The sequence below is a fragment of the Zobellia barbeyronii genome, assembly GCF_018603515.1.
GTDB lineage: Bacteria > Bacteroidota > Bacteroidia > Flavobacteriales > Flavobacteriaceae > Zobellia > Zobellia barbeyronii.
The window spans coordinates 997,181-1,018,124 of sequence record NZ_JACATN010000002.1 but is presented as its reverse complement, the minus strand read 5'-3'; the positions used below and the strand labels follow the sequence as shown (position 1 = coordinate 1,018,124).

The 20,944-nt window shown below is 38.7% G+C and carries 13 protein-coding genes; 1 reads left to right on the top strand and 12 read right to left on the bottom strand.

Features of this window, described 5'->3' with window-relative positions; all coding sequences use genetic code 11:
* Positions 1-148: 148 nt before the first annotated feature.
* The 12 genes from HW347_RS08740 to HW347_RS08685 all read right to left on the bottom strand — a co-directional run bounded on the left by HW347_RS08740 (position 149) and on the right by HW347_RS08685 (position 17,769).
* The gene (locus HW347_RS08740; RefSeq protein WP_317195307.1) at positions 149-2,137 is read right to left on the bottom strand and encodes a glycoside hydrolase family 127 protein; all 1,989 of its coding nucleotides are present in this window, start codon (positions 2,135-2,137) and stop codon (positions 149-151) included.
* A 51-nt stretch (positions 2,138-2,188) separates the two neighbouring features.
* A complete protein-coding gene (locus HW347_RS08735) occupies positions 2,189-3,763 on the bottom strand; it encodes an MFS transporter (RefSeq protein WP_214611488.1) in 1,575 nt (524 codons plus the stop codon).
* Positions 3,764-3,802: 39 nt separating this feature from the next.
* Entirely contained in the window at positions 3,803-5,884 is a 2,082-nt protein-coding gene (locus HW347_RS08730) for a glycoside hydrolase family 127 protein (RefSeq protein ID WP_214611487.1), read from the bottom strand.
* Positions 5,885-6,135: 251 nt separating this feature from the next.
* Positions 6,136-7,917: an arylsulfatase gene (locus HW347_RS08725; RefSeq protein ID WP_214611486.1), complete on the bottom strand. Its 1,782-nt coding sequence runs from the start codon at positions 7,915-7,917 to the stop codon at positions 6,136-6,138.
* Positions 7,918-7,957: 40 nt separating this feature from the next.
* The gene (locus HW347_RS08720; RefSeq protein WP_214611485.1) at positions 7,958-10,033 is read right to left on the bottom strand and encodes a DUF5696 domain-containing protein; all 2,076 of its coding nucleotides are present in this window, start codon (positions 10,031-10,033) and stop codon (positions 7,958-7,960) included.
* A gap of 29 nt (positions 10,034-10,062) precedes the next feature.
* The gene (locus HW347_RS08715) at positions 10,063-10,710 is read right to left on the bottom strand and encodes a bifunctional 4-hydroxy-2-oxoglutarate aldolase/2-dehydro-3-deoxy-phosphogluconate aldolase (RefSeq protein WP_214611484.1); all 648 of its coding nucleotides are present in this window, start codon (positions 10,708-10,710) and stop codon (positions 10,063-10,065) included.
* Positions 10,700-11,653: a 2-dehydro-3-deoxygalactonokinase gene (locus HW347_RS08710; protein ID WP_214611483.1), complete on the bottom strand. Its 954-nt coding sequence runs from the start codon at positions 11,651-11,653 to the stop codon at positions 10,700-10,702. Before HW347_RS08710 ends, HW347_RS08715 begins: the two co-directional genes overlap by 11 nt.
* Before the next feature lie 5 nt (positions 11,654-11,658).
* Positions 11,659-13,101, bottom strand: a complete 1,443-nt coding sequence (locus HW347_RS08705; protein WP_214611482.1) for an aldehyde dehydrogenase family protein — start codon at positions 13,099-13,101, stop codon at positions 11,659-11,661.
* Positions 13,076-14,242, bottom strand: coding sequence for a mandelate racemase/muconate lactonizing enzyme family protein (locus tag HW347_RS08700; RefSeq protein WP_214611481.1), 1,167 nt, complete (start codon positions 14,240-14,242; stop codon positions 13,076-13,078). The genes HW347_RS08705 and HW347_RS08700 overlap by 26 nt, the downstream gene beginning before the upstream one ends.
* Before the next feature lie 34 nt (positions 14,243-14,276).
* Complete coding sequence (locus tag HW347_RS08695) at positions 14,277-15,284, bottom strand: L-rhamnose/proton symporter RhaT (protein WP_214611480.1); 1,008 nt, start codon at positions 15,282-15,284, stop codon at positions 14,277-14,279.
* A 147-nt stretch (positions 15,285-15,431) separates the two neighbouring features.
* Positions 15,432-16,733, bottom strand: coding sequence for a GntP family permease (locus tag HW347_RS08690; RefSeq protein WP_214611479.1), 1,302 nt, complete (start codon positions 16,731-16,733; stop codon positions 15,432-15,434).
* Positions 16,734-16,884: 151 nt separating this feature from the next.
* Positions 16,885-17,769: an AraC family transcriptional regulator gene (locus HW347_RS08685; protein ID WP_214611478.1), complete on the bottom strand. Its 885-nt coding sequence runs from the start codon at positions 17,767-17,769 to the stop codon at positions 16,885-16,887.
* 386 nt (positions 17,770-18,155) lie between these two features.
* On the opposite strand from HW347_RS08685, the gene HW347_RS08680 reads away from it, so the two are divergent.
* Positions 18,156-20,933, top strand: coding sequence for a c-type cytochrome (locus HW347_RS08680; RefSeq protein ID WP_214611477.1), 2,778 nt, complete (start codon positions 18,156-18,158; stop codon positions 20,931-20,933).
* Positions 20,934-20,944: the final 11 nt, after the last annotated feature.

The following is a 20,944-nucleotide window of genomic DNA, read 5'->3' as shown; positions in this document are numbered from 1 at the left end:
GCCTTTAACAGAATTTTTCAGGATTCCAAGTATTACAAATAAAGGACTAAAGCAAAAAAATCTTTTTACATGGGTTAACCGCTATTGGCACTATTTTATCTATATGGTACGGTTTGGTCAGTTTGTTGTGGTATGTGAGGACGGTAATTTAATCTTCCCATACAACGGGCATGAATACGGTCATTTCGGCCTGCCCGCGATTACTCCATGCAAAATAGGGTACAAGTTGAGTTTTGTGCGGTGTCCATTCGGGTTTTTGAACGGTTCTGTAGATGCCTTCACCTTTATCTTTTCGTATCAATACTTCGCCTTCTAGTGTAGTGATTCCTCCTAAAAAGTTAGGTTGATGAGTTGGTTCCAAGCTTTTATTTCCGTTGAAGTAGATATCCAAAATGTCTGTGTTCTCCGGTAAATCTGGCGATTCAATACAGTAGACAATTGGTCCTCGTTTTACGGCTATTTGGTTTCGTACTTCTTCAATTCTTGGGTGGCCTTCTATAAACTCAACTTCCATTGGCATATCAAGAACGAGCACGTCTCCTTTTTTCCAATTTCGTTCAATTTTGACAAAGCTTCCTGGTTCTAAGGTTTTAGATAATTCTTCTCCGTTGAGCGTTAGTTTTGAATTTTTTGCCCATTTTGGAATACGCAAACTAATTGCAAAAGCATCTGCTTTACATTCTTCCATTCTTAACTTAACCTTTCCTTGCCAAGGGTATTCAGTCTCTTGTGAAACTTTAATGGGAGAACCATCTTTTAACTCTGAGTTTAATGTATTGGCACCGTATAGATTTACGGTAAATCCGTTTTCAGAAAGACTGTACGCCCACTCAGAAACTGTTGCAATGGTACGCACTAAATTTGGAGGGCAGCAGAAACAGCTCAGGTAAGGTTCTCTGTTTGGTGTTTCGGTTACATTTTCATGTGCATTGTAGTCTCTGGTATTGTTGAGCATCCGCAATGGGTTCGCGTAAAAATATTCTTTACCAGTTACGCTAATACCGGATAGTGCACTATTATAAAGAACCAACTCAACGATATCTGCATACTTTGCTTCACCGTGAAGATTTAGCATGCGATAGCTGAACATAGCATTACAAAGGTTGGCGCAGGTTTCATTATAGGCCGTCATATTGGGCATCATGAAAGCATCAATAAAGCCTTCTTCTATCATATCACGATTTACCGAAGCGCCATAATGGGCTTGGCCCACGGCACCGGTAACATACATTTTTTTGGTTGTTACGTTTTCCCAAAGACGGTCTAGTGCATCAAGCAGGGCTTTTTCTCCTGTTTCGGCATAGACATCCGCAGCACCTGCGTAGTAATACAAAGCAAGCACGGCATGGCCTACCGCTTCATTAGATTCTCGTAACGGAGTACGTTCTTGCACCATATCGCCAATAGGGTAACCTTCGGTAGTAGCATGATGTTTTACCTCGTATTTCCCACGGTTATCAATAAATTTTTCAGCAAGCTTTAAATATTTCTTATCACCCAGAGTACGGTACAATTCCACCAAGCCCATTATCTGCGTTTGGTTAAAACCAAAGCGACCGTAGTGTTTGGTGTCTGGCATAAAAATAGTGTACAGTAAATCTGCATGTTTTATGGCGATGTCCAGAAAATTACGCTGTCCGGTAACATTAAAATGAATACAGGCACTGATTAGTAAATGCCCAGTATTATACATTTCATGGTACTTGCGATTTTCGTATCGGTCTACGCCATCTCTAAGTTGAATTTGAGTTTGAAGGTATCCATCACTTTCCTGTGCCTTGCCAATTATGGCTATGTACTCATCTAATTCAGCAAGAAGTTCGTTGTTTTTTGTGTGGGCGTAAACGTAAATTTTGGCTTCCATGAATTTATAGAAATCCCCATCATGCCAAAACATGCCTTGGTGTTCGCCTTCTTTTTCACCTGCAGCTATTTTAAAATTATTAAGCGCGTGACCTACATCTCCACATAATACATCACCCATATAAGGTACCATGGCATTTGCACAAAGTTCAAATTTATCGGCCCAAAAACCAGTGGTCCATTGGCAATCGCCAATGTTCATGCTTTTAAGTTGGGTATACGGGCTGTTTTTATTTGCGGGAGTAGCTTGTTTCATCTGTACTGTGTTATTCAAAAAGAAATCGATTTAAATAAAAAATCTATTTATATGGATGTTGTATATCTATTAGGTTTTTCGTCTTGTGGCTAATGCCAATTGCACTTCTTCTATGGTCATATTTTTGGTTTCTTTTAAATAGATATAAAGAATAACTAAACCAATGCTTACGACAATGGCATAGAATAAGAGTGTTGAGCTGATACCCATGGTTGCTAATTGCCAGGGAAAAAATTTCTGTACCAAATAGCTCACAAAGCTGGTGACCAAAGTGAAAAATGGAATGGCAACACCTCTAAGTGAAATAGGAAAAATCTCTGAAAATAAGACCCACATAACAGGGCCGATGGAAAAATGAAAGGCACCAATAAAACTGAGTATGCCTAATAAAATAAGGAGGGCATTTATATCCGCTGCTTTCTGTAAAAGTAGACCTGAATAATCTCTGGCATCCGTTTCTCCTAAGGTTTCAATTAACGCCGTTTTAAAACTTATATCACTATCAAAAGGTACGTCTACTAGGGCATTCAACCTTTCTGAGTTAGGAATTTCAGACAATTCGGAAACCGCATTCTCACTAATGGTATAGTTGGCGGTTTCAAATCCGTAATAGCAAACACCAAGACTTAAGATTATCCAAAGCATGCCCCAGATAATCATAGGTCTACGACCTATTCTATCAACTAATAATAAACCTAAGACTGTAAACACTACACTGGTAAGTCCAATATAAATGGCCTGTGCAAATGCAGCATCTGTTCCTATGCCCAATTGCTCAAATACGGTAGGAGCGTAGAACAGAATGGCATTTATACCCGTGGCCTGTTGTGCGATAGCAATGGTCATTGCAATAATCATAGTAACACGCATTGGCTTACCAAAAATTTCCTTTAGCTGAGTAAGCATTGAGCGGTCTTGATTACTATTTTCAAGACTAGAGCGCATTTGGTTTATTTTGGCCTGAATTTCATCTTCGGGAGTTACTTTTTGTAGCATCCTTATGGCTTCTGGTTCGCGTCCATTATATAGTAACCAAGCCGGACTTCTGGGAACAAAAAAGAGTAGGACAAACCATAAGAAAGCAAAAATAACTTCAGTACCTAGCATCCAGCGCCATGTGTTGGTGTCCAGTCCCCATTCTTGAACCCATGGAGCATCTGTGTTAGCCCAACCTAGAATGAGGTAATTTATGAAGTAGGCGGCGGAAAGTCCTACTACTATATTTATTTGGGTCATGGAAACCAATTTTCCACGCCATTTTGGAGGCGCTATTTCGCCAATATACATAGATGCCAAGGAGATAGAACTAAAAGCCAATCCCCCCATAAACCGAGCTACCAGAAGAGAAGCATAGGATGGAGCCAGTGCAGAAGAGATTGCAGAAAAAAGATACAGGGCCGCAGCAATCATTAAAGTGGTTCTGCGACCATATTTATTACAAGCATATCCCACAAACACAAGTGCTAAAAGTACCCCCATGGCCGGAGCTCCTACTACTGAACCCAATTCTAGTTCCGAGAGTGAAAATTCTTGTGTGATAAATTTCACCGTTCCCGATATTAGCGCTGCGTCCAATCCAAAGACAAAACCTCCCATAGCTACAATGGTGGCATACTTAAAAGCATTCTGTTTATAGGAACCCATAAATTGTTTAAATTAAGGTGTGATGAGCTATCATAAATGCTAATTCCAGATTACCGGAAGAAAAACCGTCATCTCTCCCTGGCCTCTATTGCTCCAAGCATAGTAAGGTATAAAATTGGTTTTAAAAGATTGAAATTCCGGTGCACTTACTTCTTGGTACATTTCACCCAGCTTATCTTTTCGTATTAAAACTTCGCCTTCTAAAGTGGTGACACCTCCCAAGAAGTCTGGTCTGGAGGTAGGACTAAGTTTTTTGGCGGAAGAAAGATAAACATTAGTAATATCGGTTTTTTCAGGTAAATCTGCGGACTCTATGCAGTACACAACTGGACCTCTTTTTATGGCAACTTGGTTACGGACTTCTTCAATGCGAGGGTGTCCTTCAATGAATTTGGTTTCCATTGGCATGTCAATAGTGATTTCATCACCGGCTGCCCATTTTCTTTCAATTTTAGCAAAAGTACCAGGCACGGCTTCGGCTGCTTTTGTGCCGTTTACATAAATTTGAGTACCCTTCGCCCAACTGGGAATACGAAGAAGAATATCAAAAGCATCGGCTTTGGATTCATTCACCGTAATCTTAACGGCACCGTCCCATGGGTAGTCTGTTTTTTGGGTGAGTTTTATGGCTGAACCATCCAATAGGGTAGTGTTCAATTCATTTCCTCCGTATAGATTAACCGCAATTCCATTTTCAGATTTGCTATATGCCCAACCTGGAGATTTTGCAATGGTACGCACCAAGTTTGGAGGACAACAAAAACATTTAAGATAGGGTTGTCTTTCCGGAAACTCAACATTCATTTTTTCATAATCTAGCGCGCCTTCAATTTTCCGAAGTGGATTGGAATAGTAATAATTTTTTCCGTCAAGACTAATGCCCGAGAGACCACTATTGTGCAGTACAAGCTCCATAACATCACCATGTTTAGCATCTCCTGTTAATGTAAGCATGCGGTAGTTGAACATGGAGTTACAAATGTTGGCACAAGTTTCATTATAGGCAGTCATGTTAGGCATCATGTACTCATCAATAAAACCTTCTTCAATTTTATCAAGGCGAGAAGAACGACCATAATGGGTTTGACCAATGGCTCCTGTAATGTACATTTTTTTGTTGGTCACGTTGTCCCACAATCTTTCTAGAGCATCAATCAATTCTTTTTCACCAGTTTCAGCATATACATCGGCAGCTCCTGCATAAAAATAAAGTGCCAGTACGGCGTGGCCTACAGCTTCTGTTTCTTCACGAAGCGGAACTCTTTCCTGAACCATATCACCAATAGGGTACCCTTTTGTAGTCTCGTCATCTTCAATTTTATACGTACCACGCATATTTATGAATTGCTCGGCCAGCTCTAAATAGCGCTTGTCTTTGGTGGTACGGTACAATTCTACCAAGCCCATAATCTGTGTTTGGTTAAAACCAAAACGTTTTAGGTGGTCAGGTTTTGGAGAGAACAATTTATACAGATAATCGGCATGCTTTACGGCAATGTCCAAGAAGTTGGTCTTTCCGGTCAGGCGGTAATGAATACAAGCACTAGTCAATAAATGACCGCTATTGTATAATTCGTGGTACCTTCTGTTGGTAAAAGGGTCTATATCATCTCTTATAATTGCAGGTGTGGAGAGGTAGCCATCTGCTTGTTGTGCTTGGGCTATGACGTCTATAATCTCATCTATTTCCTCAACAATTTTTTCATCTTTATTTACGCCATATATGTACATTTTGGCTTCCATCCATTTATAGAAATCGCCATCATGCCACCAAAAACCTTTATGTTCACCTTCTTTGAGTCCGGCTGCTATTTTAAAATTATTATAACCGTGACCGATATCTCCTTTTAGGATTTCGCCCATGTGAGGAATCATAGTTTCTTCGGCAACCTTCCATTTATCGGCCCAGAAACCTTCGGTCCATCTACAGTCGCCTATGTCAATACTTTTCAATTTAACATGTGGACTGTTCGTGTTATTGATGACACCTTTTCCTGTGTCTAAATTGGCAGCATAGTCTCTTGGCTTTGTTGTATCTGTGCTGAGGTTTTTGTCGGGTGTGCCTTGTTTACAAGAAAGCACGGTTAATAAGAGACAAATGGAGAAGGTTATTTTTTTCATAATCCAATATTTATATAGTACACCGCTGTGTTATTGTCTAGAATTCGTCGTGTAAATAGGTATGGGCCATAGAACGAATACTGTATTGCAGTGTAGCATACAAATAAAGGGTAATAGGAGAAACGGCGATTTGTAGATTTTATCCGGTTACGGCACTATTTTAACCTTGTTTACTAACGAATGCTAAAAAATGTGGTACTTGAGTGTGATTTAAAAAATGCGAAAACCAATAACATTGAAATTTTTAAGCATTAATTAATACGTTCAACATCAACAAATAAAGGTCCTTTTGCTAATCTTTCTGTTTTTAAAAAAGCATGGAAGTTTCCTGTTCCTTCAGGAAGTATAACATCTGTAAAGGTGATTTTCTTCTGCTCTTTGTTTACCGGAAGTTTTAAATGCACGTCTTTGTATTTCAAATGCGCTACACCTTCATGGTCCAGTTCCGGAAGATCAAAGCTCACATTGTATATGCCCGCCTCCGTTTTTACCCGCCAGTGGCCAAGATCATTCTTGGATAGGACTCTAGGGCCGCCCCAATCAAACTGAGAGAGGTTAGTAGCGCGTTGTATGTTGCTACCAAGATAAATACGCTGAATACCTTTTGAATCTCTTTCTTCAGTAACCTCGTCAAACCAATTTTCATAACGTGCCAGAAGGTCTTCTACGATTTCAGGGTGATTATGGGCTAAGTTTATACGCTCACTTGGGTCATTTTCTACATCGTATAATTCTAAGTTAGCAAGGACCTCTTTTAATTCTTCATCTTTAGGTTGATAAAGAATATGGTGTGGGTCATCATGCGGACTTACCAATTTATATTTTTGGGTCCGCACTGCAAAATGCATGTATTTAAACACGGTTGGACCGTAATGCATTTGGACAATGAACTCCCTGTCTTTAAAGTCCGATTTTTCACCTTTCCATAGGGGCAGCAATGATTTACCGTCCAATTTAATATGCTCAGGAGCTTCAATTTTACAGACATCTAAGATAGTGGGCAGTACATCAATTACTGCACCCATAGTACTGTTTTGTTGTGCTTTTTCAATATGTTTTGGCCATCTAACAAAAAAAGGTACACGAGTACCACATTCATAAACACTTGTTTTTGTTCCTCGTAAATTTGCTACCCATCTTCCTGGGTAAACGTCATTTTTTGTGCGTCTATTTCTGGGGCCATTATCCGAAAGAAAAATAACTATTGTATTGTCTTCAATGCCCAGTTGTTTTAACCGTTTTAAAACGCGACCTACATTGGCATCAATATTATCAATCATGCCGTAGGTCTTGGCATTGTCTTCGTGAAGTCCTATTTTTCTATAGGGGTCGGCTTTTTCATCGGGTACTTCAAGTGGAAAGTGTGGTAGATTGGTTGCTAGATATGTAAAAAAAGGCTTCTCACTTTTCTCGCTCATAAAATCTAGAGCGGCATCCGTAAAAATATCATCGCAATATCCTTCGTACTTTTTAGATTGATTATTGTGCTCAAGAATGGGATCAAAATAGGTGTTGCCAGCTGGTCCCGCAGCTTGCCCGATTCCTCCACCTTTATGAACCAAAGCTTCTTGAAACCCTTGGTCCGTAGGGCGCATGGGAGCATTGTCTCCCAAATGCCATTTTCCGAAAATTCCCGTACGATAGCCGTTTTTACTCAGAATCTCGGCTAGCGTTTCTTCTGAAGTATTCATAAAGTGATCAACTTGTGTAACTCCTGTGACTCCTGTGCGATACGGATACCTGCCTGTTAGGATGGCTGCACGAGTAGCAGAACAATTTGGATAGGAGAAGAAATGAGTCATTTCAAGCCCTTGCTTGCCTATTTTTTCAATATTTGGTGTTTTTAAATAGGGATTGCCGTGAGAACCTAGGTCACCATAGCCTTGGTCGTCGGTAAGCATAATCAATACATTAGGACGGTCTTGGGCTATAAGAAGCGTGTTGTGGCAAAAAATCGTACAAAGACAAAACGAGAATATAATTGAACTAAATCTAGTCTGATTTGATTTTATTTTTGTTGCAACATATTTCATAATGACCTGTCTTTTGTATTTGTTTGATGAAAACCTTCTGTTAATCCATGTGAAGACTCACTTGGAAATGACCCGTTTTTACAGTACCATCTTTCATTTTTATACTATAACCGTATCCGGGAATGGAAGCGCCACCTTCAATTTTTTGTGCTACAGGACCTAAGTTGGCAACTACTTCGGTTCCACTAGAGAAGCGACTTCTCTGTACTTTGTAATCAGCACTTAAATATTCATGGCTTTTTAATTCCGAATAAAATGTTTCTTTATGAACTGGGCTTACCAAATCTCTAGCCATTTCTATCATAGGGCGCATGCCTTCAAATTCGTAAGGAGCAAAGAATATGGTAGTACCTCTTCCAAACAACATACTTCTTAAGGCTTTTATTCTGAAATCTCCATTGGCAGTAATCTCATTATCTGGATCTTGGATTTTTCCGAAATTGGCTATAGCTTCATGGTACACCAAATTGAAAAGCGGAGCAGGGTGGGAGATTACAGAAAGTGGACGGTCCTCTAAATAGGTCATCCCTTCAAACATATCAAAATAAGGTATCCATTGTTCTTGACCATGTTCGGTTCCATTTACCAAGTTAAAGCTGTCTATATATTTAGCAAGCTCAATACGCCCTTCTTTTCCGTTTTCACGGTATGCGGCAAAAGTAATATCGGTTATATCGGCCTCTAGGCCTAAATAAGAAATTTCATTTTCAATATTTTCCTGAGCTAATGCTTTTTGAAATTTTGGGTCAACTCGTGCCCAACGACTCCCTGCGTTCATCAATTTTCCTTCGGCATCACGTTGAATGAGGTCCGTTGTAAAATTAGGGTCATTCTCTAACATAGGCGAATAAGCGTGATATGAAGAATACAAGTACCCATAAGATTTTGCTAAATCTACCGCGGCCTTTAATTTTTTAGGTCCACCTAAAGCTTCACTGATAGGGGAGTTGTGCGGAACAAAATTAGAAAAGGTTCCCCATGCATGAACAAAAGCTTTATCCACTTTTAAATCATCATGAATGGTCTGGATAGTATTTTTTAATTCATCAAAAGTGAAAGCCATTCCGGGCATGTTCACATAATGAGGATAGCCGCCGTAGATTCCGAAATAGATAGCTCCTGGAAGCTTATCTACATTCGGGTTTCTTTTTAGTTTTTCTTTTAAAGAAACAAAATGTCCACGAGCCTTAGCCTCCTTTTGATATTCTTTGGCCATATCTACGTAATCACCACCTGGAATAAAATGGTAGCTCATCCGCATCTTACCTTTCTCCTCATCTAATTTCCAAATAGGGTCAAGAAAAACAATACGCTGGAAAGTAGACATTTCACCTTTAAAAAGGTATTGACCATTGTTATTGATATTGTATTGCATTTGGGGTCTAGCGGATTCATCTACAATACCCATTACGGCAGATTTTTCATTATACGTACCCCACCAAGGCATGGTAAGTCCGGTACCATTGTTGAACAATTCTAAAAAACCTTGTGATTTATTGTTGTAAGTGGCATCATCCCATTTACAAAAACGACCTCCGTTCATAGGAAAAATATAGGACGGACAGATAATTCCCTGCTTTTGTGGAATTACAGCTGCGCCTTTATCTTCATCTGTTTTTAAGCTGAAAGCCCGTGCAGGATAACGTAAATCCGATAGTTTTAAATTACCGGCGTTGTGTTCTTTAACTTCAACATCTAACAGAGCTGTTTTTGCGTCTAGTTTTAATTCTGTAACAATAGAAACTCCTGTAGCTACGGAGCCATCTTCAAAAACGGGGTCTATAAATTTGAGAGATACCGTATTGTTAGCCTTTTTTGAAACTTCAATTTTTTTACTTTTGGAAATGTTAACCGTATGTTTTTTTCCTTTAGAATCGGTTATGGTCAATAGACCCGCGGCATTTTCCCACGGGTCCGATTTCCAAACGTGACCAGAAGTTTTTTCGGTAACAGAAAAGCATCCTGTTTCAGAATCAACACTCACATTCAACTTTTCATTTTCTAAAACAATAGGGTCTGATTTATAAGTATCCAAAGCGAGACCATTAAATACAGTCAGGCCAATCATAAGTAAAAATATGAGGTTCCGTTTAGCCATTTTTCTATTGTTTTTCATTTTCAAAAAAGTTTATGATGTGGAGAGTTTTATTCTTTTATGAAATCTTTAATCTCATTTTTCATCTTTGCAAAGTGCTTTTCTAAATCGGCATAATTCCCTTCACGAATCATTTTTTTATCAAATAAAGAACTGGCCATACCGGCACCAACAGCTCCTGCTTCAAAAAATGATTTAATGTTATCTACGGAAACACCTCCTGTAGGCAACAATTTTATTTCGTTTAAAGGCGCCAGCACATCTTTTATGTATTGAATACCCAGTTGCGTTGCTGGAAATACTTTTACCGCAGATGCCCCCAAAGACCATGCTTTGTAAATTTCACTTGGAGTGTATGCGCCAGGGAAAATTGGAATTTTATTGGCTACACAATGTTTTATTACCTCTTCATCAATAATAGGGGTTACAATAAATTGAGAACCAGCTTCTAAAGCTTTGGTCAAATCTTGCATGGTACATACCGTACCGGCACCTACATTTAGTTCAGGGTATTCTTTTGCCAAGGTTGCGATGGTTTGGGCAACCTCAGGAGAGTTCATAGTTATTTCTATAGTATAGAAACCACTTTTAATATAGGAAGGAATAAGTTGAAGTACTTCTTCTGTGTTTAAGCCTCTTAGGATACCTACTATTGGATTTTGGTTGTACTTATCCCATGAAAATATTTTATTCTGCATACGTGTGTAATATTTGTTGTTGTCCTGTTAATAATGCTTGTTCCAATACTTGCTCCTCAAAGCAAACAATCCGTTCTGCTGGTAAAAAAGATTCTAGTGCCAGTTTGTAAAGCGTACTGTAAATACCACTAGCTGCAAGAAAGATGGTTCCATCTTTATGCTGTAAACTGGCCATTTCGCCACCAATCATAAGACCGGACAAAAAGTAAAAGTTTTGTTCACCAGAAACCTGATTGATCAGGGTATTTGCCCTAATAGAGAATAAAGATTGCATCTGTTGATCTGCTAGTCCCTTTTTGACCCCTTCCAAGAAAATATCCTGAAAAGAAACATCCCAAGCAGCTGATGTTAGCGAAGCCGATAAAATAGTGTGCTTGCTAATGGTATCAAAAAGTTCACCGGTCATATACGTGGTGAAGTCTTTAAAAACACCTGCTTCAAAAGTAATGTGTTTGCAATGCGTGCCGGGTAATAATAAAATACCCTTTTCGTGTTTAGAAAGCGCTTTAGATAGACCAATGGCCTGAACTTCTTCACCCCGCATAACATCTGCATCTGTTTTAGCGCCAGAAACCAATAATAGGTCTGGCATATCATCAAAAGGGATATACTTGCTAATCAAGTCCTTGCCGTTAAAAGCTAAGGGCATATTTGCATAATTTAATTCGTGCATGCCTATTGAAGACGAGAGCATTCCGGATGCTACTATGACATAGTCATTACTGATTGTGCCGTCTAGGTTTTTGATTTGATCTTTCAGGTATTCTGCAAAAAACTGGTCTTGAGAAATACTAGATTGTTCTTTAAATTCTTGAAAGCGCTTTTTAATGCCCATATCTGTCGTGTGTTCCGAGAGAATTTTGAGCGATTTCGTTTCTATTAAACGCAGCCGAAAATTGGTAGTACCCCAATCGCAGCTAATAAATTTTTCTGGTAGTTTCATTGACATTATAAAGCTTTGGTTACTCTTTTTTTGGCAAGATAATCATCTAGCGCATAAGTAGAGCAATCCACTCCTATACCACTGTTTTTAACACCACCGTGTGGTAAGTATATATCATATTTTACACCGTTGAGCTGCACTTCACCGAATTCTAGGGAGTTGGCAAAGAAATCAAGCGTTTCTTCATCCTTAGAAAATACGTAAGACGCTAGTCCGGCATCTGTATTATTGGCTAGTACAATAACTTCTTCTTTTGTTTTAAATGGAACAATGAGGGCTACAGGGCCGAAGATCTCATGTTGAAGTATTTCAACTTCGTTTTTGTCGAATGTAATAACCGTAGGTTGAAAATAATAACCAGGACCCTCTAAGGCATTTCCGCCATATAGTAATTTACCGCCCTGTTTAACTGCTGTATCTACAATACCTTGGACTTTTATGACGGATTGCTTATTGGTCAACGGACCCATATCAGGTTTGTTTTCTCGTCCAAACCCAAGTTTGGTCGCTTTAAACTTTTCTACCATGCCAGCGGCAAATTCTTCTATAAGCGATTCGTGAACGAAAAAACGATTAGGAGCTACACAGATTTGTCCTGAGTTACCAACTTTAAGAGCTGTACCAATGTTTATGGCCAGCTCTAAATTGGCATCTTTACAAACAATAAACGGGGCATTTCCGCCGCATTCCATGCTGTATCTTTTTATAGAGGTTTTTGCACTTTGTGCGATAAGCTTTTGCGCAGTTTCCGTAGAACCGATCATGGTAATCAGTCTTGGAATTTTACTTTCGCAAAGCGGAATACCAACATCGTTTAAATCTCCGCAAAGAACGGTTATGGCTCCTTTGGGAAAATTAATTTCAGCGCATAATTCTCCAATAATATAAGCCGATAAAGGTGAAAATTCTGAAGGTTTTAAAATGATACTTGAGCCAGCGGCTAGCGCAGGCCCTAGTTTAAAACCTAAGTTCAACAACGGAAAGTTGTAGGCTAGAAAAGCAACCGCAACGCCTAGAGGTTGTGAAACAAAATGGTGTTCATGGGTGCCTTCCTTATCCTTAATAGGAATGTCATTGCGCTTTAATATTTCTTCAGAGTAGTACTGCAGTGAATTGGTGATACTGGTAAGGTCTTCTTCTGAACCTTCCCAAGTTTTGCCCATTTCATACATGATGCTTTCACGTAGCAAGTCGCTATTTTCTATAATTTTATTTCTAAGCTTATCTATCCAATCTAGGCGCTCTTGTATGGGAAGTTTTGACCAAGTTTTAAAACCTGATTCTGCAGCTTTTAAAGCTCTTTGGGTATCTTCTAAACTAGCCCAAGCAATTGTGGCAGTGGGCTTTTCGTCTGCTGGGCAAATAACCTCAAAAGTTTTATTGTTTGAGGCTTCAACAAGTGCACCATCAATATATAATTTTTTATGACCGAATTTTAACTGCTCCATCTTTATGTATTTCTTTATCTAAATAGTATTCTAATTTGTCCATATCAACATCAACGCCCAAGCCAGGTGTACGCGGAACTTCTAAATGTCCGTTTTCTAGTTTTACATTGTGAAGGGTAACCTCGTCGCGAAGGGCATTTTCTGTTCGGTCCAATTCCATTGTAGGCAGGTCGTTGTACATTCTGCCTGGATTCTTATCTAAATTGGCCACTAAATGAATAGCTGCACTTATGGCAATCCAAGTGCCCCAAGTATGTGGTACAACATCTTTGTTATACGCTTGTGCTAGATTGGTGATTCGTTTAGCTTCGGTTAAGCCTCCCGTAGCGCAAATGTCTGGTTGTGCTATATCTACACAATCATTATCAAAAAGACGTTTAAAACCAAATTTCAAATATTCACATTCACCACCTGCAATAGGTATAGTTGTGTTTTCTCTTAGTCTGCGGTAACCATCATAATCCTCTGGTGATACCGGTTCTTCAAACCAAGAAATATCATATTTTTCAGCTTTTCGAGCTAATTCTATGGCCTCTTTATAAGAATAAGCGTGGTTGGAATCTATCATTAAGCGCATATCTGGCCCAATGGCTTTGCGAATTGCGGCAATGTATTTTAAGTCTTGCTGAATACCCAGTCCGACTTTCATTTTGGTAGCCTTAAACCCTTGGGATTTATACAATAAGGCTTCATTGACCAAAAGCTCTTCAAGATTTTCGTTTCGTGTAAAATAAAGTCCTGTAGCGTAGGGTTCAATAATTGGGTTTTTAATTCCGCCCAATAAAACAGATACCGGTTGATTTAGTAATTTCCCTTTAATATCCCATAAAGCAACATCTATAGCACTTATAGCTGCTTGGAAAGCACCACTTCTAGCGTAATCCATAGAGCGCCTGTACATTTCTTGCCAAAGGATTTCATGTTCTAAAGCACTCTTTCCTAAAAGAAAAGGAGTAAAAAAGTCTATCCCGGATTTTATGACCGCTGCAGGTCCGTAGCCTTCTCCCCATCCGTAAGTGCCATCATCCAGTGTTATTTTTACGATACATATTTTACGGGTATCATACTGCCATTGCGAAAAATAGAAGGGTGTGTCTAATTTATGTGTAATAACAAAAGGCTCTATCTTCTGGATTTTCATAATAAAAGTGCTTATAGTTTAATTAATGGTTGGCTTAATAATTGGCGTACCCTAAAATACAAATGGCGATGATGAGAACGGCTAGACCCGTGAGTAAAATTTTAAATGGTTTGTCTGCATTTTTCCATTCCCCTTCTCTAAACCCCCAAATATTGCTAATAATCAAAGCGAGCCCTAAAAGTATAGGCCATCCCACTACAGGACCTAAGTTGCCCATAAGTGCTGCCCCTTGACCATAGACGCCGAGTGCTGCGAACCAAAAAATACCTGCTGCAATGGCCCATTTTAAAGCCTTGCCCTTGTTGGGAATTGAATAGGCGTTCCATGATTTATTTTTGATAAAAAGGTAGAGTGCATAACCACCGTTCATAACAAACGCACCCAATAAAACAACCACCCATGATGCTAAACTAGCATTTTGGGCACCTACACCATAATCGTTTACAGCTATTGCTGCAACCGGTGCCGCGTTAGAAAAACCAACGTTTAAAAAGGCGGATAACACACCTGATGCTACGGCAATTAATACCCCAATTTTTATAGATTTAGTAGTTGTTGTAGAATTACTATGTAATTTATCTCTTTGGACACCTGCTACCGCGGTAATTGCAACGCCCACAAGCAGCAATGCAACTCCTACCATTATGATAGGGAAAGACGGTTGGTCAAACGCTCCTTCAATCTGAAAAAGAGGAATAATAGAGCCAACTGATGCAGCAAGACCCATAACAATACCATATGTAATGGAGATACCGGTTTTTTCTACACTAACACCAAAAAGAATACCGCCAATACCCCAAAGGAAACCATAGAAGGCAGCTAAGAATAAAGTGTTACTATCTGTTTTGGAAATGATTTCAAAAAGGTTGGGCATCACTATTAATGCCCAGATAATTGGGAATAATATCATGGCCGTAAATGCGTGGACTAACCACCAAGCTTCCCATTTTAAAGGTGCAATGTGCTTCATTCCTAATCCGAAAGTTCCTTGAAAGAAACTAGCGAATAGTATTAAAACGATAGCTAATAGATAGGTATCCATATGTGTTTTTTATTTTCTTTGGAATCAGTAATACTGAAGAGAGATGTGCTCAAATCCTCATATGACACAAAGAAAATTGAATATGAAGCAGATGGATTCTCGGATTTTACCCTAGTGTGACATTATTTTAACCGAGTTGTGGGTAGGTTAGAGTTCGGTGAAATAATATAATGCTAACACAAGAAGTCCACCACTTAAAGCCACCACGCCAGATAATAGGCTGAAAGATTTTAGCAACCGCGATACAGAAACCTCATGTACTTCTTTAAATAACCAAAAGAAGCTACTGTTTACATGGATAATCCCAAGAGAACCAGCACCAATTGCCGCAGCGGTAAAAGTAGGGTGCAGGGTGCCATTAGAAACTAATGGTGCAACAATAGAGGCCGTAGTGATAAGCGAAACAGTAATTGACCCTGTAACGGTAGTAAAGAGAAAACTCAGTAAGAAAGGAATAACCACGCCCATAGCAGCAATATCACCTACATCGGAAAACATAGAACCTACTATTTCCGTGTCTTTAATTACCTGCCCGAAAGCGCCACCCGTGCCTGTTATGAGAATAACAATAGCTGATTTCTCTCCCGAAGTTTTAAAAAACGTATTCAAACGGGTAGAAAAATCTTTTCTAGGGAGTAAAGGGAGTGCGAAAAGGACACCTATAAGAAGTGCCCATACAGGGTTTTTGATAAATGAGATAAATCCGTTTTCCGATGGGAAAATAGTGCCAATGGACATCAGAAATAAGGGTATTAATAAAGCGGCAAAAGGTAATACTCTTTTGAGCCCTGTCAATTCTTTTATTTGGGGTGTGTCATCAATATTTGTCTCGGGTAATTTAAGGTCAAGGTTTTTCTTGTTCAGTTTTATCCATAGTAAACCTCCAGCTATTGCGGCTAAGGCTACCACAATATTAATGGGAATCATGTCTCCAATATTAATCTCAAGAATGGCCGCTACGGCAAGTGGTCCTGGTGTTGGAGGAATCAATGCGTGAGCAACGGTAAGACTTATAGCTAAAGAAAGTCCTAAAGTAAGAACCGAATGACCAGATTTTTTTGATAGGACGAATATGGTTGGTAATAAGGTCAAATAAGCAACATCCATAAAAACAGGTATACCAATTAAAAAACCGATTACGGCCATACTCAACGGAAGGTACTTTGTGCCAAATAAATTTATAATGGTATTTGCTATTACATCTGCGCCACCGGTTTGCGCCAGAATTTCACCCAATAAAGTGCCAAATAGAATGATAAGGCCAATCCATTTTAGGGTGTTTCCAAAACCGCTCAACAAACTGTCAGTAACCAATTCTACGGAACTGCCTGTGGTTAACCCAAGAATCAATCCTGAAATAAGCAATGCAGGAATTGGGTGTACTTTGAATACGGTTACCGCAACAATGAGCAAAACAATACAAAGGAGTAAAAATATAAGGCTGGTCACGCGGTTGTATTTAAGTTAGGTAAAGCTATCCAAACAAAAATAATTGAAATATATGTTCTTGAAAATGCGTGTATTAACCTTTGTAGGCACTATTGTAACCTTCTGATTTATTCTAAAGAAATGAAGTTGCGACATTAGCATTTAATTTAGCTTAAACCATTTCTTTCTGCTGATTGTATTTTTGCATGTATTCTGTTGGAGTAATATTCATTAGCGCTTTAAACTGTCTGTTGAAATTGGTGAGGGTGTTAAAACCAGATTGGTAACAAACAGTTGAGATTTGCATTTCTCCTTCTATTAAAAGTTTACAAGCATTTCGTAAACGAATTTCGTTTAGGTACTGCGTAAATGATTTTCTTGTCTTCTTTTTAAAGTACCTACAAAAGGCATTTGGAGTCATATGCGCTATAGATGCAATTTCTTCTAACTCTATTTTCTTTTCGAAATTTTCCGTCAGGAAATTTATGATTTTACGCATTCTGTCCTTTTCATTGCTGTTGTAAGTATTGGCAATTACTTCGGAACATAAAGACTCATAATTTTCACTCATAGATAAGATGTCCAAAATCTTTAAAAGCCCTACAATACTAGATAATCCTTGGTCTCCAACAAGTCCAGAGATAAGGTTATGAACCATATACGTGGCAGATTCGGAGAATTTAACTCCTCTGTCTGCTCGTTGCATAAGACCTTTTAAACGTTTTGATTCCGTTAAGTCAAGAAACTCGCTTCCTAAAAAATTGGGTTCAAATTTTATGACAATCAGGTTAACAGCTTCGGCTTCTTGTTGGTCATTATAATACTCCTTATGATTTTTAAACAGATGCGGAATGTTACTGCCAATAAGGTATAATTCACCGGGGGCAAAACTTCCAATGGAATTGCCTACATAGCGCGTTCCGCTACTTTTAATAAAGTAGATTAACTCTAGTTCTTTATGAAAATGCCAGTTCTGCTCTATACAAGGTAATCGGTCTTGTCGTGCTAAAAAGGAATTTTCAGGTCGTTTTTCGGTTTGTTTGTATGTCAGCTTCATAGTCTCTTTCTTTTTTATTTCCTCGATTTAAAAGCCAAAAGATGGCTTCTCAAAATTTGGATAATCTCTTTTTTATGAGAAGAAGATTCTTATAAAGATATAAAATTACCTGAATTATTGATGATTATTAATTTTTAGAGATAGAATAGTGTAAATTGAATTTACATTTAAATCTATTGTTCCAAGGTTCATTAGTATAGTAATAGTATGTAATAAGGGAAGATAAATTTTAGTAGTTATGTGGTTTTTGTCTAGTAGGATGATATTCAGTTAAATAGTTTCTTTTTTAACTTTTTCAGCTCCAATTGAGCAGTACACTACAGGATAGTAAACAAAAAATGCTTCATTAGTTTTAGACACTTAGAAGCATAGATTGTTAATTAAAAATGACCAATGCTTTTCATTCAAACCAACTCATAATAGAGGATTTATTGGTTTTGACCAATGTATTTCTATTAAAACAAAACGAAGGTATGGCCATAAAAACGTTGAAAATTGATAAGTTATTTCTCTATCTCTCCTGTGTTTTAGTTTTAGCAACTTCTTGTACAACCGATACAAAGAAGGAAAGAGCAAATGCTGAATCTGAAAACCCTAAAATAGCAAAGCTTAAACTGCAACCAGGTTTTAGTGCGGAACATTTATATAGTCCCGGAGATAATGACATGGGGTCTTGGGTTGCCATGACTTTTGATAATAAGGGTAGGTTAATTACTTCTGATCAGTATGGTACATTGTACCGCATGGAAGTTGCTTCAATAGGTTCTGATAACCTTGTGCCGGAAATAGAAAAGCTAAAAATCCAGACCGGTACTCAGGTTGCGGATTCAATAATACAAATGGGCTACGCTCAAGGTTTATTGTATGCTTTTAACAGTCTATATGTTATGGTAAACCATACGGGCAGTGATGAATTTGAAAAAACAAGTGGACTTTACCGCTTACAGGATACAGATAACGATGATCAATATGATAAAATAACTCTTCTAAAATCATTGAATGGAGCAGGGGAGCATGGTCCGCATAGTATAGTGTTATCTCCAGATGGTAAATCACTTTATGTAATTGCTGGTAACCACACAGATTTACCCGAAATGGATGAATACCATCTTCCTAGGAATTGGGAGGATGATAATCTTTTTCCTCAGATAAAAGACCCAAGAGGTCACGCCAATGACCGTGGAGCTCCAGGGGGTTGGGTGGCAAAACTTAATCCAGAAGGAGAGAATTGGGAACTTATGGCTTCCGGTTTTAGGAACCCGTTTGACTTAGCATTCAATGAGTTAGGTGATATGTTCGTTTATGATTCGGATATGGAATGGGATTTGGGAATGCCATGGTATCGTCCAACACGAATTTGCCATGTTACCAGTGGAGCCGAGTTTGGATGGCGAACCGGTAACGGAAAATGGTCTGCAGCGTATCCTGATAATCTGCCTCCTGTTTTAAATATAGGTCAAGGTTCTCCAACCAACGTATTGTCAGGAAGAGGATCTAAATTCCCTGAGAAATATCAACATAGTATATTCGCTTTCGACTGGAGTTTTGGTATTATCTATGCCATTGAGATGGAAACAGAAGGTTCATCTTACCGTGGTGAGAAGGAAGAATTTCTATCGGGTATTCCACTTCCTTTAACGGACGGTGTTATAGGGCCTGATGGAGCCATGTATTTCATGACAGGTGGACGTAGGTTAGAATCTGATTTGTACCGCGTGTATTACAATGATCAAGAAGAACTAGCTGGTAATGTCAAGGATTTAGAACAGACTACGGAAAATGAAATCCGTAAAAAGCTAGAGACTTATCACGGTGCACCGCAAGACGGAGCATTGGAATTTGCTTGGCCTTATTTAAATAGTAAAGACCGCTTTGTTCAATATGCGGCACGTATTGCCGTAGAGCATCAACCGGTGAGTAGCTGGCAAGAAAAGGTTTATAAAGAGACAGATGCAGTAAGGAAAATTCAAGGCGCAGTTGCTTTAGCAAGACAGGGGGATAAAAGTCAACAAGGCAGAGTAATTAATTCACTCGTTAACATAGATTATGTAAGCCTTTCTGAGCAAAATCAGGTAGACTTAGTTCGTGCTATTGAACTTACATTGTCACGATTCGGAAAACCGAATGCTGATGTTAAAAGAAAAGTCAGCTCATATCTTTCAGCTCATTATCCGGCAGATACAGATGTGCTGAATCAATTATTAAGTAAAACATTGGTGTTTGTAGATGATGCTTCTGTAGTATCAAAAACACTTGCTTTGTTGGAATCTGAAGAGGGAGAAAATGCCTCTGTAATGGCAAATACGGCAACCGAGGCAGCAGATTTAATCTTGAGAAATCCGCAATACGGAATGGATATCGCGGAAACATTAAAAAATATGCCATTGGCACAGCATACCTATTACGGCTTAGTTTTACAGGATGCTACTACTGGTTGGACACCAGAGTTAAGAGAAAAGTATTTCAAATGGTTTTATAAAGCCTTCTCATTTAAAGCTGGTCGTAGCTATATAGGTTTTATTGATAAGGCCAGGAAAAAAGCGTTGACCCATGTTGCTGCAAATAAAAAGGAATTATATAATCAAATGTCTGGCGATTCTTTGCTTAGTAAGTCAGGAAATGAATTGGCTTCAAGTGCTGTGCAACCAAAAGGACCAGGCAAGAGATGGGAAGAGAAAGACATTTCACCTTTATTGGCGGATGGCTTAAACAACAGAAATTTTGAAACCGGAAGAAATATGTTTTTGGCTACTAATTGTGTGACTTGCCACAGTATGCGTGGCGAAGGTCAGAATATAGGTCCAGAATTAAGTCAAGTGGGTAATAGGTTTTCACCAGAAGATATCCTTAGGGCAATTATTGATCCAAGTGATGTTATTTCAGATCAGTACAATACAACCGTATTCTCTTTAAAAGATGGGAACTCTGTTGTAGGTAGGTTGATAAGTGAAGAAGGAGCAGAGTATAAAGTTTCTCAGAATCCGTATGCACCAGATATTATAAGATCCATTTCCAAAGAAGAAGTAACGGGAATGAAGATGTCTTCAATTTCTTTGATGCCACCGGGTAGTATTAATCGTTTAAGTGATGATGAGGTGAAAGATTTGTTGGCGTACCTTATTTCTGGTGCTGATGCAGAGAATGAGATGTTTTCTAAAAAATAATAAGTTAAGAG

Bases quoted from the DNA above. Each gene is read 5' to 3' on its own strand.
- HW347_RS08700 (WP_214611481.1), bottom strand. From the start codon at position 14,242: ATGAAAATCCAGAAGATAGAGCCTTTTGTTATTACACATAAATTAGAC.
- HW347_RS08730 (WP_214611487.1), bottom strand. From the start codon at position 5,884: ATGAAAAAAATAACCTTCTCCATTTGTCTCTTATTAACCGTGCTTTCT.
- HW347_RS08680 (WP_214611477.1), top strand. From the start codon at position 18,156: ATGACCAATGCTTTTCATTCAAACCAACTCATAATAGAGGATTTATTG.
- HW347_RS08715 (WP_214611484.1), bottom strand. From the start codon at position 10,710: ATGCAGAATAAAATATTTTCATGGGATAAGTACAACCAAAATCCAATA.
- HW347_RS08710 (WP_214611483.1), bottom strand. From the start codon at position 11,653: ATGAAACTACCAGAAAAATTTATTAGCTGCGATTGGGGTACTACCAAT.
- HW347_RS08725 (WP_214611486.1), bottom strand. From the start codon at position 7,917: ATGAAATATGTTGCAACAAAAATAAAATCAAATCAGACTAGATTTAGT.
- HW347_RS08705 (WP_214611482.1), bottom strand. From the start codon at position 13,101: ATGGAGCAGTTAAAATTCGGTCATAAAAAATTATATATTGATGGTGCA.
- HW347_RS08685 (WP_214611478.1), bottom strand. From the start codon at position 17,769: ATGAAGCTGACATACAAACAAACCGAAAAACGACCTGAAAATTCCTTT.
- HW347_RS08720 (WP_214611485.1), bottom strand. From the start codon at position 10,033: ATGAAAAACAATAGAAAAATGGCTAAACGGAACCTCATATTTTTACTT.
- HW347_RS08695 (WP_214611480.1), bottom strand. From the start codon at position 15,284: ATGGATACCTATCTATTAGCTATCGTTTTAATACTATTCGCTAGTTTC.
- HW347_RS08735 (WP_214611488.1), bottom strand. From the start codon at position 3,763: ATGGGTTCCTATAAACAGAATGCTTTTAAGTATGCCACCATTGTAGCT.